The organism is Aggregatibacter sp. HK296 (assembly GCF_980469475.1).
The window spans coordinates 605,397-621,421 of the sequence record NZ_OZ413142.1 but is presented as its reverse complement, the minus strand read 5'-3'; the positions used below and the strand labels follow the sequence as shown (position 1 = coordinate 621,421).

General features: G+C 43.9%; 15 protein-coding genes. 6 read left to right on the top strand and 9 right to left on the bottom strand.

Annotated elements, in window-relative coordinates; translation table 11 throughout:
* Positions 1 to 6 precede the first annotated feature (6 nt).
* Positions 7 to 792: a zinc ABC transporter permease subunit ZnuB gene (gene znuB, locus AC30SH_RS03105; RefSeq protein ID WP_212509781.1), complete on the top strand. Its 786-nt coding sequence runs from the start codon at positions 7 to 9 to the stop codon at positions 790 to 792.
* An 88-nt stretch (positions 793 to 880) separates the two neighbouring features.
* Here the strand turns inward: znuB and metF are convergent, their stop codons facing one another.
* The 3 genes from metF to lptF all read right to left on the bottom strand — a co-directional run bounded on the left by metF (position 881) and on the right by lptF (position 4,116).
* Positions 881 to 1,765, bottom strand: coding sequence for a methylenetetrahydrofolate reductase (gene metF, locus AC30SH_RS03100; RefSeq protein WP_109104167.1), 885 nt, complete (start codon positions 1,763 to 1,765; stop codon positions 881 to 883).
* A 173-nt stretch (positions 1,766 to 1,938) separates the two neighbouring features.
* Positions 1,939 to 3,006, bottom strand: a complete 1,068-nt coding sequence (lptG, locus tag AC30SH_RS03095; protein WP_048750269.1) for an LPS export ABC transporter permease LptG — start codon at positions 3,004 to 3,006, stop codon at positions 1,939 to 1,941.
* 15 nt (positions 3,007 to 3,021) lie between these two features.
* Positions 3,022 to 4,116 (bottom strand): LPS export ABC transporter permease LptF, encoded by a 1,095-nt coding sequence (gene lptF, locus AC30SH_RS03090; RefSeq protein ID WP_048750268.1) that lies wholly within the window; start codon positions 4,114 to 4,116, stop codon positions 3,022 to 3,024.
* Between the two features lie 152 nt (positions 4,117 to 4,268).
* Here lptF and AC30SH_RS03085 point away from each other — a divergent pair, with 152 nt between their 5' ends.
* From AC30SH_RS03085 to AC30SH_RS03065, 5 genes are all read left to right on the top strand, one after another.
* Positions 4,269 to 5,759, top strand: a complete 1,491-nt coding sequence (locus tag AC30SH_RS03085) for a leucyl aminopeptidase (RefSeq protein ID WP_314885342.1) — start codon at positions 4,269 to 4,271, stop codon at positions 5,757 to 5,759.
* A 291-nt stretch (positions 5,760 to 6,050) separates the two neighbouring features.
* Complete coding sequence (gene hypF, locus AC30SH_RS03080) at positions 6,051 to 8,336, top strand: carbamoyltransferase HypF (protein ID WP_489582091.1); 2,286 nt, start codon at positions 6,051 to 6,053, stop codon at positions 8,334 to 8,336.
* A gap of 260 nt (positions 8,337 to 8,596) precedes the next feature.
* Positions 8,597 to 9,412, top strand: coding sequence for a shikimate 5-dehydrogenase (locus AC30SH_RS03075; RefSeq protein WP_314311247.1), 816 nt, complete (start codon positions 8,597 to 8,599; stop codon positions 9,410 to 9,412).
* Between the two features lie 200 nt (positions 9,413 to 9,612).
* Entirely contained in the window at positions 9,613 to 10,356 is a 744-nt protein-coding gene (locus AC30SH_RS03070) for a tetratricopeptide repeat protein (protein WP_212509785.1), read from the top strand.
* Positions 10,349 to 10,717, top strand: a complete 369-nt coding sequence (locus tag AC30SH_RS03065) for a hypothetical protein (RefSeq protein WP_212509786.1) — start codon at positions 10,349 to 10,351, stop codon at positions 10,715 to 10,717. The genes AC30SH_RS03070 and AC30SH_RS03065 overlap by 8 nt, the downstream gene beginning before the upstream one ends.
* Before the next feature lie 349 nt (positions 10,718 to 11,066).
* Here the strand turns inward: AC30SH_RS03065 and hypE are convergent, their stop codons facing one another.
* From hypE to cbiM, 6 genes are all read right to left on the bottom strand, one after another.
* Positions 11,067 to 12,080, bottom strand: coding sequence for a hydrogenase expression/formation protein HypE (gene hypE / locus AC30SH_RS03060; RefSeq protein WP_212509787.1), 1,014 nt, complete (start codon positions 12,078 to 12,080; stop codon positions 11,067 to 11,069).
* On the bottom strand, positions 12,080 to 13,192 hold the full coding sequence (gene hypD, locus AC30SH_RS03055; protein ID WP_212509788.1) for a hydrogenase formation protein HypD: 1,113 nt from the start codon (positions 13,190 to 13,192) through the stop codon (positions 12,080 to 12,082). Before hypD ends, hypE begins: the two co-directional genes overlap by 1 nt.
* Before the next feature lie 15 nt (positions 13,193 to 13,207).
* A complete protein-coding gene (hypB, locus tag AC30SH_RS03050) occupies positions 13,208 to 14,014 on the bottom strand; it encodes a hydrogenase nickel incorporation protein HypB (protein WP_212509789.1) in 807 nt (268 codons plus the stop codon).
* A 78-nt stretch (positions 14,015 to 14,092) separates the two neighbouring features.
* Positions 14,093 to 14,716 (bottom strand): energy-coupling factor ABC transporter ATP-binding protein, encoded by a 624-nt coding sequence (locus AC30SH_RS03045; RefSeq protein ID WP_212509790.1) that lies wholly within the window; start codon positions 14,714 to 14,716, stop codon positions 14,093 to 14,095.
* Positions 14,713 to 15,378, bottom strand: coding sequence for an energy-coupling factor transporter transmembrane component T family protein (locus AC30SH_RS03040; RefSeq protein WP_314311252.1), 666 nt, complete (start codon positions 15,376 to 15,378; stop codon positions 14,713 to 14,715). Before AC30SH_RS03040 ends, AC30SH_RS03045 begins: the two co-directional genes overlap by 4 nt.
* Entirely contained in the window at positions 15,375 to 16,025 is a 651-nt protein-coding gene (gene cbiM / locus AC30SH_RS03035; protein WP_314311255.1) for a cobalt transporter CbiM, read from the bottom strand. The genes AC30SH_RS03040 and cbiM overlap by 4 nt, the downstream gene beginning before the upstream one ends.

Sequence of the window (16,025 nt, the reverse complement as noted above, 5' to 3'; positions counted from 1 at the left end):
CATATTATGTTTGATATTCTTTTTCCCGCCTGGATTACAGGCATGGTACTTTCGCTGATTACAGCGCCTCTCGGAGCGTTTGTGGTCTGGCGCAAAATGGCCTATTTCGGTGATACGCTTTCCCACTCGGCGTTATTGGGTGTTGCGCTTGGTATTTTTTTGCAAATCAACCCTTACATCGCCATTTTAGTCCTCACGATCTTGCTTTCCATTGCCATGGTTTGGTTGGAAAATAATACGCAATTTTCTGTGGATACGTTGCTTGGCATTATTGCGCATAGCTGTCTTTCCATCGGGGTTGTCACGGTCGGTTTACTCCAAAATGTGCGGGTAGATTTGATGTCCTACTTGTTCGGCGATTTACTGGCGATCACTTATGACGATCTCATTTATATCAGTCTTGGTGCTATTGTTGTGCTTGCTGCCTTAATCTATTTTTGGAAACCGCTAATTTCCACCACGATCAGCCCCGAATTAGCCCAAGTGGAAGGCATTAACGTGAAAAGAATGCGTTTTATTCTAATGATCTTAACAGCATTAACCATTGCCTTAAGTATGAAATTTGTTGGCGCATTAATTATCACCTCCCTCCTCATTATTCCGGCTGCCGCCGCTAAGCGCTTTGCCCGCACCCCGGAAAGCATGGTTGGCGTTGCCGTGCTTGTTAGCATGCTCGCGGTTTCCATGGGGTTAACCTTATCCGCCTATTACGACACCGCCGCTGGCCCCTCCGTCGTCATTTGCGCCACGTTTCTCTTTTTGTGTTCATTACTGAAAAAAGAACCGAATTAAATTTGCATTCACCACAACAAATACATAAAAAACGACCGCACTTTAAGAGGATAATCTAAAGTGCGGTCGCTTTTTTTCGTTTTTTAAATTACAACGTCGGACGAATCCCTAAAGTATGGCAAATCGCATAAGTGAGTTCGCTACGGTTTAAGGTGTAGAAGTGGAAGTCTTTTACCCCTTCGCGAGATAATACGCGCACCATATCCATGGCGATACTTGCCGCCACTAAATTACGAGTTGTTTGGTCATCATCTAACCCATCATACATTTTCGCCATCCAGGCAGGAATTTTCACATTGGTGATTTCTGCCATTTTTTGAAGCTGTTTGAAGTTAGTGACCGGTAAAATGCCCGGCACGATTTCTGCATCAATGCCGATAGAAGCACAACGATCACGGAAGCGCAGATAACTATCGATATCAAAGAAGAATTGCGTAATCACATGATTAGCGCCGGCATCAATTTTACGTTTTAAATTGATTAAATCCGCTTGTGCTGATTTTGCTTCCGGGTGCACTTCCGGATAGGCTGCAACGGAGATATCAAAGTCCGCTACTTCACGAAGCAATGTCACTAAATCTGCGGCATAAAAAGGCTTTTTCTCATAACCTTTCGGCTCATCACCACGCAACGCCACAATACGGCGAATGCCACTGTCCCAATAATCTTTTGCTATGCGACGTAATTCGTCCGGTGTCGCATCAATGCCGGTTAAATGCGGTGCCGCTTCTAAACCGGTTTCCTGTTTAATATGTTTTACAACACCGTGCGTGCGTTCACGTTCACCGGAGTTTGCCCCGTAAGTCACAGAAACAAATTTTGGCTTTAAGACTTTTAAACGATGAATGGATTCCCACAAAATATTTTCCATTTTTTCATTTTTAGGCGGGAAAAATTCAAAGGAAACGTTAATTTTGCCGTTCAAATCGGCTAAGTGTTGATTTAAATTATCAATTTCTTTTGCATAACTCATGCAAGTTACCTCATTTCAACTCTGTCAAAGATGTTATTTAAATTAAAGAGAAAGAGAATATGTGTCAATTTCAAATATTTCATTCATTGAATGAATGAAATTAATGTTTAGTGTAAAAAGCCCGCGACAATCACGGGCTTTAAAAACATTGTTTTTTCTTACCGCACTTTTGTCTAATTGCGACGCCGCGCCAACAGCCACCAAGTAATCAGCAGGAACAGTACACTTGGCATCAACGCACCAATAAGCGGTGTGCTGTTATACACTAAGCTGAATTTACCAAATAACTCATTCACCACATAGAACAAGAAGCCGAAAGAAATCCCGATAAGAATACGCGCCCCGGCAGTCACGCTACGCAACGGACCAAAAATAAAGGAAAGCGCTAACATCATCATCACCCCCACCGACACCGGTTGGAGCAATTTACGCCAATAGGTCAACTCAAAATTTCTAGAATCCTGTCCGGTTTCCTTCAAGAAGGCAATGTAATTCGATAACCCCGAAATAGACAACGATGTTGGACGCAATGATGCCACGCCAAGTTTATCCGGCGTTAAATTGGTCTCCCAGTCTTCATTCAAACGATTAATGGTCACCACTTCATCAGGTTGAATACGGGATTCATTCACTTGTCGCAACGTCCATTTGCCATTGTTAAAAGATGCTTGATTTGCATGCTTCATTTTTTCTAATTGGCGTTGTTCATTGAAGGTATAAATATAAATATCGTTCAATTCCACATCATCAGAAATGCTACGCACATACACGAAATTATTGCCGTCTTTTGCCCAAATGCCATTTTTCACCGAAAGCATAGAACCGCCGGAAATAGCTTTGGAGCGCATATCGCGAGCAAATTGCTCGGTTTGTGGGATTCCCCATTCACCAATTACCATCGTAAATAATACCAACGGAATAGTCGTTTTCATCACCGCAATGCCGATGCGTATGCGTGAAAATCCTGACGATTGCATCACCACTAATTCACTACGACTAGCAAGATTCCCCAAGGCAATTAATGCACCAAGCAATGCCGCCATAGGGAAAAAGGTTTCGACATCTTTCGGCATAGTCAACACCGTATAAGCAATAGCCTGTAAGATGTCGTAAGTGCCTTTCCCCACACTACGGAATTGTTCTACAAATTTAATAATGGCGGATAATCCCACTAACATGAACAAGGTGGCGAAAATCGTGCCTAAAATACTTTTACCGATATATCGTTCTAAGGTATTCATTCTGTCATCCCTGTTTTAGCGCTTTTTATTCAATGAATAACGAATACGATACATGAATGCGCTATCCCAACTGTTGAGCAAAATCGCCAATAAGAAAAAGCCCCCATTCACCAGTGGCATAAACAACGAGGCATCCAATTTGCCTGCACCACCGGCTGATTTCAATGAGCTTTGTAATAAGAAGTAAATTAAATACAACAATAACGCCGGTAACACTTTGGCAAAACGACCTTGGCGTGGATTAACACGACTTAACGGCACGGCTAACAATGCCATGATAGGCACAGCAAGAATTAAGGTTAAACGCCAATGAAATTCAGTTTTCATCGCTGGTGTATCGGCATTTAACAGTTGCATAAAGCTCATTTCACCTGCTTCATTTGAATCATCTTCGACCGCTTTATGTCCCAAATAGGCTTGGTATTCATCAAAATGAGTGATGCGGAAATCCGGCAAAATCGCGGTGCCTTCAAAACGATCGCTATTTTGCAAACGAAGGATTTGATCACCGTTTGGTAAAGATTTTAACTCCCCCTGCTCCGCCACAATGACTGACGGCTTAGTTTGGCCTTTTGGCTGGGTTTGGAACACATAAACGTTATTAATTTGATTTTCTTGAATGTCATCAATAAACAGCACAAAATCACTGTTATTTGCCGTCATAAATTGACCGGCAGACAAGGCACCCATATTCGGATTTGCCTTTGCTTCCTCAATGATCGCCACTTGTTTATTAATCGCCCACGGACTCAACCATAATGCATTGTATGCTGCCAATGCTCCGGTAAATAGCGACAGAATCAAAACGACTTTCACTAAAATTTTTGACCCGACGCCACAGGCACGCATGACGGTGATTTCACTTTCGGCGTATAAACGACCTAAGGTCAACAAAATCGCAATGAACAAACAAAGTGGTAACATCAGTTGTGCCATGGTCGGCATGCCTAAACCTAGCAAAGAAAAGACTAAATCTGCCGGCACCTGGCCATTCGCGGCAGAGCCCAGTACGCGAACGAGCTGCTGACAAAAAAAGATCAGTAACAGAATGAACAAAATCGCAATCTGGCTTTTAAAAACTTCTTTGGTTAAATATCGGGTTAAAATCACTTTTTTTGCCTATTTTTCTCTTGCTATTTCAGCAAAAGAGATTAAATTCGTTTCACTTTGAAAAAACCAAATCGGGTTTGGCTTACCTAAAGAATAGGTGGCGTATGATACCCTAATTTGACATTTAAAACAGCAAAATAAGCGAGGAAAAAATGAAGTTTAGCGCACAACATTATGCCGTAAATCAAGCGACGGATTGCCTGATTGTGGGCATTTTTGAAGAAAAAAAACTATCCCAAAGTGCGGTGGAAATTAACAAGATTTCTGATAATTATCTCCTCCATTTGGTGGAAAGCGGTGAACTTAGCGGCAAACTTGGGCAAACCACGTTATTGCGCAATGTGCCAAACCTTGCTGCCGAACGACTTCTCGTGGTGGGGTGTGGTAAACGCGGTGAACTCAACGAGCGTCAATTTAAGCAACTTATGCAAAAAACGACACAAGCACTCAAAGAAACCCAAGCCAAAAGTGCGGTCAGTTTTTTAACTGAAATTCCGCTTAATCAACGGACGCTTTACTGGAACATCCGCTTTGCTATTGAAACTATCGAACAGGATTTATATCAATTCACTCAATTCAAAAGTCAAAAAACAGCAGAAAAATCTACCGCACTTTCAGAGGTAATTTTTAACGTTGACGCAGATGAGCTGGCATCCGCCGAACAAGCGATTCAGCATGCCTCAGCAATCGCCCTCGGCGTACGCCTTGCCAAAGATGTGGCAAACTGCCCTCCGAATGTGTGCAACCCGGCATACTTGGCAGACAAAGCGCTAAACTTAGCCGAAACCTCACCGCTGATTAAAACCACCATTGTCAACGAAGCAGAAATGGAAAAATTAGGCATGGGTGCCTATCTTGCCGTATCACGCGGAGCGCACAACGAGGCAAAATTAGCCATTATGGAATACCGTAATGCCCCAAACCCGAATGCGAAACCGATCGTGTTAGTGGGCAAAGGCTTAACCTTTGATGCCGGCGGTATTTCCCTAAAACCGGCTGCGGATATGGATGAAATGAAATACGATATGTGTGGTGCAGCCTCCGTTTATGGGGTGATGAATGCATTAGCACAACTACAGCTGCCGTTAAACGTGATCGGTGTCATGGCTGGCTGTGAAAACTTACCAGACGGCAACGCTTATCGCCCAGGCGACATTCTCACCACCATGAACGGTTTAACCGTAGAAGTGTTAAATACGGATGCAGAAGGTCGCCTCGTCTTATGCGATACGCTCACTTATGTAGAACGTTTCGATCCTGAAGTGGTCATTGACATTGCCACCTTAACAGGGGCTTGCGTAGTCGCATTAGGACAACACAACAGTGGTTTGGTTTCCACCCATGACGACATTGCAGCCGCGCTTGAACAAGCCGCACAACAAAGTGCCGACAAGGCGTGGCGTTTGCCGTTAAGCGAGGAATATCAAGAACAGCTAAAATCCAACTTTGCCGATTTAGCCAATATCGGCGGACGTTGGGGCGGCGCCATTACGGCAGGTGCCTTCCTCTCCAATTTCACGAAGAAATACCCATGGGCACACCTCGATATTGCCGGCACCGCATGGCTACAAGGCGCAAACAAAGGCGCTACCGGCAAACCGGTTTCCTTGCTCGTACAATTCCTGTTAAATCAAGTGAAATAAAACACGAAGAACGGCACAGGCTTTGAACACTGGCACAGCCAACATCTTCAAAAAATGAAAAAAAATGACCGCACTTTGAGAACGATCCCAAAGTGCGGTCATGACTTTGGTCACTTATATCTCAAAAGAATTATTCCTTGACGAAGATCATCATTTTTGATGGTTTTCGTAAAACCGCCTCATAGCCAAGCCATAAATCCAGTAAAATAAACCACTAAAAGTAAATAACTTGTTCATACTGTTAAATATTTTTTCATACTTAAAAGCAATAAAAAACACAACAGGAAACATATGCAGGGCATTGAATTACGCATAAAAGGCAAAGTGCAAGGCGTGGGATTTCGTCCCTTCGTCTGGTTATTGGCGAATCAATACGGACTACGCGGCGATGTCAACAACGACGGGCAAGGCGTACTTATCCGCCTGCTTGAACCAACAGCGCAACAACTGCAACAATTCTTGCATGATCTGCAAACCCAACTGCCCCCGCTTGCGCTGATTACCGACATTCAGCAACAGGAAAAACAGTGGGAAAATCCACCGCACTTTGAAGACTTTGAAATCCGTGAAAGCGAAAACAACGCCATGGATACCCAAATCGTGCCAGATGCCGCCACTTGCCCCGCCTGTTTGAAGGATTTATTTGACCCGACCAATCGGCGCTATCACTACTCTTTCACGAACTGCACCCACTGCGGTCCGCGTTTTACGATTATTAAAGCCATTCCCTACGATCGCAAAAACACTTCTATGGCTGATTTTCCTTTCTGCCCTGATTGCGCTGAAGAATATAAAAATCCTGCCGACCGTCGTTTTCATGCGCAACCGAACGCCTGTGCCGTGTGCGGCCCTCATGTTTGGTTAAGCGATCAGAAAGGCGAACTTATCGATGAAAAAACGCCAATAAAAACTACCGCACATTTCTTACAACAAGGCAAGATTGTTGCAGTAAAAGGCATCGGCGGTTTCCATTTGGCTTGTGATGCAACTCATGCTGATGCCGTGCAATTACTGCGCGACCGCAAACGCCGCCCGACCAAACCCTTGGCTGTGATGGTACCGGATGTGTCTTTTTTAAACGATCTCACCGAAACAGAAATCACCTTACTCACCAGCACCGCGGCGCCCATTGTACTATTGGCAAAACACAAAGTCCCCTCATTAGCCGAACAGATTGCGCCACAACTCAATGAAATCGGTGTGATGTTACCAAGCAACCCGTTACAGCATTTATTATTACGAGAAGTCAATCACCCATTAGTGATGACCTCCGCCAACCCAAGCGGACAACCACCGGTATTGGATAATAAAAGTGCAGTAAAACAGTTAAGTGATTTGGCGGATTATTTTCTCTGCCACAACCGCGACATTTTGCAACGCGCCGACGATTCCTTAGTGCGTGCCGCTTTCGATGGCGTGGAAACTTTGCGCCGTGCGCGCGGCTATGTGCCTGACGAAACCCTGTTGGATCAACACAGCGTGCACAATGTGCTGGCATTAGGGTCTGATTTAAAAAATACGTTCTGTTTGTTGCGTCAAAATAAAGCCACCGTCAGCCAACACATCGGCGACACCTCGAACGAAAAAGTGCGGTCGCAATTAGAAGCGAATATTGCGCTATTTTGCCAAATCTACCAATTCAAACCTGAGCTTATTGCCATTGATTCCCACGCCGGTTATTTCACCCATGAGGTGGGTAAACGCTTGGCTGCACAATACCAAATCCCTTATATGGAACTACTTCACCATCACGCCCACATTGTCAGCGTGATGGCAGAACATCACTGCCATGAACAGGTTATCGGACTTGCGTTGGACGGCATCGGCATGGGGAAAAACGGGCAACTTTGGGGTGGAGAATGTTTGTTGGTCGATGAAAAACACTGCCATTATTTAGGTGGGCTACCTGCAGTGGCATTGCCGGGAGGCGATCTTGCCGCCAAACAACCTTGGCGCAACTGGTTAGCGCATTTGCATCAATTCGTGCCTCACTGGCAAGAAATCGCCGCCCAAACCTGTGCCGACTATGACTGGCCGCTTCTCGCTAAGGCCATTGAACGCCACCTCAACAGCCCGCGAATTTCCTCTACCGGTCGCTTATTTGATGCGGTAGCCTTTGGCTTAGGCATCACACCGCCACAACTGAGCTGGGAAGGCGAAGCCGCTTGCCAATTGGAAGTGCTTGCCTCTCAATCAGTGCTCACCAGTTTGCCCTTCGATAAAAGAGAGCTTCCAACCTTAATGCCGCTTAATACCGAAAATAAATTGGATCTTGCCAATTTCTGGCAAACATGGATTGCGCTCGATTCTTCCAACGCCGACAAAGCCTTTATTTTTCACTATGCGTTGGCAGAAGGCTTCGCTCAGTTGGCTCGCCAACAGACTCAACGCCACCAGTGCAAAACAATCGTGCTTTCCGGTGGCGTATGGCATAACCAATTATTACGGCGATTGATAAAAGAACATTTGGCTGAATTTAAGGTATTGAGTGCGCATCAGTTTCCAATGGGCGATGGCGGATTGAGTTTGGGTCAAGCGGTCATCGCAAGTCAATTCAATGAGATAGAAACCGCATAACGGACGCGTACCGCGAAGTAAGCCAGTAAAGGACACGCGTCAGGAGACGCGCGCCATCTATAGGAAAAAATTTTCGAACTCGCTACGCTCAAACAAGCGAAAATTTCCTAAAAATTGCAAATCGCTCAGGCGGCTCAGATAGGGTTCAATCGTCTTATTTTTGCATGATTCATAAAAGTGCGGTCGGTTTTCCAAACGTTTTAACAGCCATCTGCTATACTCGTGACATCATTTCTTTATCTATAAAAGGAATACTTCTTATGCTTAACAAAGATACCCAACTCTGTATGTCTCTGTCCGGTCGTCCCGGTAATTTCGGCACCACCTTTCACAATTATCTTTATCAAAAACTCGGTTTGAATTTTATTTATAAAGCCTTCACTACCAATGACATCGAACATGCCGTCAAAGGCATTCGAGCCTTAGGCATTCGTGGAAGCGCGGTGTCCATGCCTTTCAAAGAAAGTTGCATGCCCTTTTTAGATGAAATCTCCCCTTCCGCACAAGCCATTGAATCGGTCAATACCATCGTTAATGACAACGGTGTTTTACGTGCCTACAACACCGACTACATTGCCATTGTTAAACTGATCGAAAAATACCAATTAAGCAAAAACGATCGCGTGATCGTGCATGGCAGCGGTGGCATGGCAAAAGCCGTCGTGGCGGCATTTAAGCATTCCGGCTTTGAAAAAGTTAACATCTTCGCCCGCAACGAAAAAACAGGCAACTATTTAGCCGCACTTTATGGCTATGATTACATCGCTTCCCTCGACAACCAAACTGCCGAGATTCTCGTTAACGTCACGCCAATCGGCATGAAAGGTGGCAAAGAGGCATTCGATCTCGCTTTCCCCGAAGCTATGATCCACCAAGCCAAAACCGCATTTGATGTGGTTGCTCAACCTGCCCACACACCATTAATTAAAACCGCCCAAGCCTTCGGTAAACAAACTATCTCCGGCGCGGAAGTGATTGTGTTACAAGCCGTCGAACAATTTGAACTCTACACCGGCAAAAGACCGAGCGAAGCACTTATCGCCGAAGCGGCAGATTATGCAAGAAAAAATGCGTAAAGTGCGGTGGGTTTTGAGCGTGTTTTTTTAAATATCTTGCTGGCGCACGTTTCATAACCTGTGCCTTTAATCTCAAGAAGTTACAGCACACGCTGGGAAGCGTACGCTATCAAGGGGGGATAGGTGTAATAAAACTACACACCTATTTGATTTTCTCTTAAAATTTACATAGAATCAGTAGACCTAAGGAGAAAACTATCATGTCTGTGCAGCCTAAGTCTATTGCATCAAGTCTATATAAAAGAATGTTGCAATATCAATTTAAAAAAACTATTCCTCCACTTGTTATCGAGGGCTTTAAACGTGATGCAAATAAATTAATAAAACAAGATGCTCAAAGCGCGTATGATTTATTAGGTGTTATAGCATCACTAGAAAACAAACGAGAAAATGTAATTTCTAACTATAAAAAAGCTATTGGTTTGGGAAATGATCCCTACGTCTATTATAATTTTGCAGTTTCATTAAATCGTGTTGGTGAAGTATCCCTTTCTTTAGAAAACCTAAAAGAAGGAATGAAGTTTATTGATCCTTTAAATCTTGATTTACTACAAAGATATCATCATGCATTTATGGCTTCTCTATCCATAAATGAACTACTTGTTATTAATAATAAATTAGCAAAATTAAAATCCCCAGAAGATAACAATTTAAAACTATTAACCCATTTTTTTAATCAAAATAACTTTAATTTAGAACTTATTGAGAAGTTTATTATAAAAGTTGGATATATAATTTATAATAATAATTTAATATCAGCCAAAAGAACATATTTTGAAGGTAATGATAATTCATTATATATGATACTTAATGTAGAGAGTGAAAATATTAGTGATATTGTGAATTGTAATTTTGATATTTCAGATATGAAAATTGAATTTGAAGATGAGTTTAATATTAATTTAAGTAATTTCATTGTATCTTGTGAGGTTATGAATGATTAAACCTGATAATCTTTTGAGTACAGCAAAAGAATTCTCACTAGATGAAAATGAAGTTATATTAAGAGAAAGCATTAAACTTTCATATTACTATGTTTATCACACCGTGTACCTATTATTAAATGAAAAAAATATTAATTGCAATGATCAAAAAATGGGTAGTCACGAACAATTAATAGGTAGAGTGAAAAGTATTAATGATAAAGAAGGTAGAAAATTAGGAGATATACTAAGACGTTTAAGAAATAGACGTGTAAATGCTTGTTACTCTCTAGATAAGAATAATTTTACTAAACAGTTAGCAAGTCAACATATTTTAGAATGTGAAAAGTACATTGAACGTTTTAGTAATCTTATTAAATAAAGTCAGTATTCGCCCTATAGAGCTCGCATCCACGCTGGTGTTTCTTTGGGTCTAAGCGTGGACGCTTGAACCATCATGAAAAAGAAAGTACGGTTGAAATCCAAAACGTTTTTCACATAAAAAACAATCCAAAATTCCACCGCTCTTTTTATCCAATAACGCTCAAATAAAATCCCCGTATAAATTGCCCGAACGACTTGGCATTTTTAGGAAAATTTCGCTTTGTTTGAGCCACGCAGTGGCGAGTTCGAAATTTTCCGTGAAGAAAATGGCAATAAAGGGAGGAACAGCAATTTATCCGGGGTGTGTTCTTTGCTACTTTCTTGCACAAGCAAGAAAGTTGAACAACCTAACAAATCCTTGGCAACGGCTCATTCATCGGTAAATCCAACAACCGTGACTGACCGAAACTGCCTAATAATCTTACTTTTTTATCCGTGGTCACTTCGCCAATCACGGCGGCATTTTTGCCTAATTCATGGGAATGAAGTGCGGTCAGAATTTCAGATGTTTTTTCAGGAGAGGCGATGATCACCAATTTGCCTTCATTAGCAAAGTTTAAGGCTTCTAGCCCAAGTAATTCACAAATGCCGCGGACTTCAGGGCGGATAGGTAAATCGTCTTCGTTGATCTGCATGCCTAATTGCTGGGCGGCGGCAAATTCGTGTAACACCGCATTTACGCCGCCACGAGTAGCATCACGTACCGCTTTTACGCCCTCAATGGGGCGCAATAAATCGATGAGTGGTGCAAGAACAGCGCAGTCGCTTTTGAGATCCGTTTGAATCCCTAGGTTTTCGCGCAAGTTGAGAATGGTCGCGCCGTGTTCGCCGATGGTGCCGCTGACGATAATGTTGTCGCCCGCGTCAATACGATGCATACCCCAATCGATGCCTTGCGGAATAACGCCAATGCCGCTGGTGTTAATGAAGATTTTATCCACCGCGCCTTTTTGCACCACTTTAGTGTCGCCCGTCACCACTTGCACACCGGCAGCTTGGCAGGCTTTTGCCATGGCTTGAATAATGTCTTTGAGTTCGGCTAACGGCAAACCTTCTTCTAAAATAAAACCGCAAGAGAGATATTTCGGCACGGCACCACACACCGCCACATCGTTTAACGTACCACACACAGCGAGCTTGCCGATATTGCCACCGGGAAAGAAAATCGGGTCGATAACGAAACTGTCGGTACTAAAAGAAAGCTGTTTCCCTTGTGCCATGAGCTCTGCTAAAGGCAAGCGGGCTTGGTCTTCGCCCTGCGCAAGAATGGGATTATCAAAGGCTTCGACGAAATAGTCCTGAATAAGTTTTTGCATGGCACCGCCGCCGTTGCCGTGCGCCATGGTGATGAAATCTGTCATTATTCTCTCCGATATTGATAATAGGCGGCACACGCCCCTTCCGAGGACACCATCAACGCGCCATAGGCATTGTCCGGGTTACATTGTGTGCCAAATAACGGGCAATCTGAAGGTTTACATTTGCCGGTGAGCACATCACCACAACGAGAATTCGGGTCATCTGCCACTTGTTGCGGTTGGCTGTGGAAATACACTTCTGCATCAAAGCGTTTATAAGCATCGGTCAGTTCTACACCTGACTCTTCAATTTCACCCAAGCCACGCCATTCGCTGGATTTTTTCAGTTGGAACACTTCACGCATGGCTTGTTGCGCCAGCAAGTTACCTTCGGAATGCACGATACGTTTATATTGATTTTCAATTTCGCAACGCCCGTCCACAAATTGCTGCACCAACATCACAATAGCTTGCAAAATATCTAACGGCTCAAAGCCCGTGATGACAAAAGGTTTGTGGTATTTATCCACGATGGATTGATAAGGCGACGTGCCGATCACCATGCTCACATGACCCGGCGCAATAAACCCGTCAATTTTCACATAATCTTGTGAAAGCAGACTGTGCAATGTTGGAATGATGGTGATGTTTTGGCAAACTACCCAGAAATTCTGAATATTTAATTTATTCGCCTGCTGCAAAGTCACTGCGGCGCTCGGCATGGTGGTTTCAAAACCAAGAGAAAAGAACACGACTTTTTTGTCAGGATTGTTCACGGCAATATTCATCGCATCCAGCGGTGAATACACGATTCGCACGTCGGCACCTTTAGCTTTGGCTTCCAACAAGGAACCACGACGCCCTTTCACCCGCATTGCATCGCCAAAAGTGCAGAAAATCACATCCGGTTTCTGTGCAATTTCAATGCACACGTCAATGCGCCCCATGGGTAACACACACACCGGACAACCTGGTCCGTGGATAAATTCAATGCTTTTCGGCAACAAACGATCTAAGCCGAATTTAAAAATCGTATGGGTGTGTCCGCCGCAAACTTCCATTAAATAGAGCGGATTTTCTGCCGTATATTGCGGCAATTTCGCCATTAATTCATTCAGGCGATTGACTAAACTTTTCGCTAATTTCGGATCACGAAACTCATCAATAAACTGCATTTTGTTCCACAATCCTTATTGTGCCTGTAACCAATCCAACCAGGCTTTTAAGCCTTCTCCGGTGGTCGCGGAAAGTTGAATCACTTCAATTTGCGGGTTCACTTGTTTGGCGTAAGCGATACATTTTTCCACATCAAAATTAAGATATGGCAATAAATCGACTTTATTTAAAATCATTAACTTAGACGCCGCAAACATGTGTGGATATTTCAGCGGTTTGTCCTCACCTTCAGTCACGGACAAAATCACCACTTTAGCTTTTTCACCCAAATCAAATTCGGACGGACAAACCAGATTACCCACGTTTTCAATAAACAGCAGACTGTTTTGTTTCGGTTCAAGTTTGAACAACGCATCATTGATCATTTGGGCATCTAAATGGCAACCTTTGCCGGTATTCACTTGAATCGCAGAGACACCGGTAGCACGAATACGATCCGCATCATTTTCCGTTTGTTGATCCCCTTCGATCACATAACAAGTGCGGTCATTTTTCAGCGCGTTTAGCGTGGTGGTGAGTAAGGTGGTTTTGCCGGAACCCGGGCTGGACACCAAATTCAGTGCAAGAATATGTTGTTGCTGGAAAAGAAAGCGGTTGTGCGCCGCGATTTGATTATTTTTACCTAACACGTCCTGCTCTACTTTTAACAGGCGTTTTTGCGTTTCACTGGCTTCAGAAGCCGATTCTACCGAGTGAAATTTGAAATGAGAAAAGTTCGGATTTTTGACCGCACTTTGCGTGCCGTCATGGTCATGATGAGAATGTGCTACTTCACCGATTCTGACTTGTTCCGGATGTCCACAACCACAAGTTGTACACATAATATTGCCCCTTTACTATCTGGTTACAAAAAACCTCGCTAGGGTAGCACAACCTTTGATTTTTCGGGTTGATTGAGATCATAAAGTCAGAACATCATCAGCCAATTCAGCCGTAAATCCTTGATGATGAGACGCCACCAACGTAGGCAGTGACAGCTCACGCAAAAGTGCGGTCAGTTTTTCGGTATTTTTGCGATCCAATCCGTTAGTCGGCTCGTCTAACAATAACATTTTCGGTTGCATCGCCAACACGCCCGCCAACGCTGTGAAATTTTTTTCCCCACCGGAGAGCGTATGCACAGTGCGATCCTGCAAATGAGCAATACCCAAGCGTTCCAGTTGCTGTAAAGCAACGGCATACGCCTGTTGGTGAGACAAGCCTTGATTTAACGGTCCGAAGGCAACATCGTCCAGCACGGTGGGACCAAACAGTTGATCATCGGCGTGCTGAAAACAAAACCCTACGGTGCCACGAAAAGGTGCAAAATCTTTTTCTTCTCGACACAATTGCCCGAATAGACGAATCTCACCGCGCGCAACAGGCACAAAGCCTAATAAAGCAAGCAATAAAGTGGTTTTTCCTGTGCCGATTTCGCCCTGCACAAAAAAGCGTTGGCCTTCTTCAATTTGAAAAGACAGATTGTCGATAATCTGCCGTTCTCCTCGTTTAATTTGCAATCCGTTGACTTGTAAAACCGTCATTTTTCCCCACTTAAATTTGTCTTTTCACCAAAGCGAAAGCCGCGGCATTGGAGCGCGATTTGTGCCGTCTCAGCTTTGAGTAACGCACGCACCAGTAAAAGCGCAACCCGTTGTGCAGTGACATATAACGTTCGACGATTCAAACCGGCATGATAGCCTCGCGCACGCATCGCCAAATCCATTTTTTGTTGCAACTCACCTAACAGGGCAATATAACGCACCGTGAGGACAAAAAGCCAAATTAATTTGGGCGGCAAGGGCAATTTACCAATGGCTTGTACCAACACCGTGTCATTCATTTTCCATAGCAATAACCATACGGAAAACAACAACAGGTTCATGCGTAAGCTAATTAACAAGGCTGTTTCCATGCCCTCGGGATTAGGTTCAATGCCTTCCGTGCCGATACGCCAACTTAAGGTTGCCCAAAGTAATAAGGTAAATCCGTTGAAGACCAGCCAGCGTTTTAGATAAGGAAAATAAGGATCACGACAACAATAAATCAGGATCACCAATAAAATTAAGGCGATGCCGTTTAACCATAGCAACAAAGAAGGTTGAGATAAGGCACTGATCACCAAGCCCCAAAGGAATAGGTAAATCAGGCGCAAGTGAGGTGCAAAAAAGTGCGGTGAAAAAAAACGCTGAAAAACGGGGCTCATTGTACGCACCGTTTGTTATCATCAACGTTCAGTGAAGTGCCAATAGATTGTAATGCGCTAGGGTACATTTTGCTGAGGAGAGAAATCACGCCGTAGCTAATAATGCCGTCCAACACGAATACCGGCAAATGTGACAACAGCAATAAGGCGATTAAATCCTGATAATGTTTGCCGCCATCTAACGCTAAAACGAGAGAGGCTAATGCGCCGGCACCACCAACACCAATAATGCCCGCGCCCAAGCCGGTGAATAATTTTGCCATAGCTCCCATATCCGGCCTTAAATAACTACGCAATACATAATGTGCCGCGACCGCCGGCAATGCCATAACGCATAAATTCACGCCTAACACAGCAAAACCGCCGAAGGAAAAGAACAGCACTTGCAACAACAACGCAATAAGAAAGGCTGGGAATACCGCCCAACCAAGAAATAAACCTGCCATGCCATTTAAAATCAAGTGAACGCTACCGATGCCCACGGGCACATGAATAGTGCCGGCAACAAAAAATGCGGCAGCAAACAACGCCGTTAAAGGCAAACGTTCACTTTCTAAACGGTGTAATCCGACAGCCACACCAACTACCGCCAAAGCAACGCCCGCTAACAATACCGGCGTATGTAATACGCCTTCCGACAAATGCAT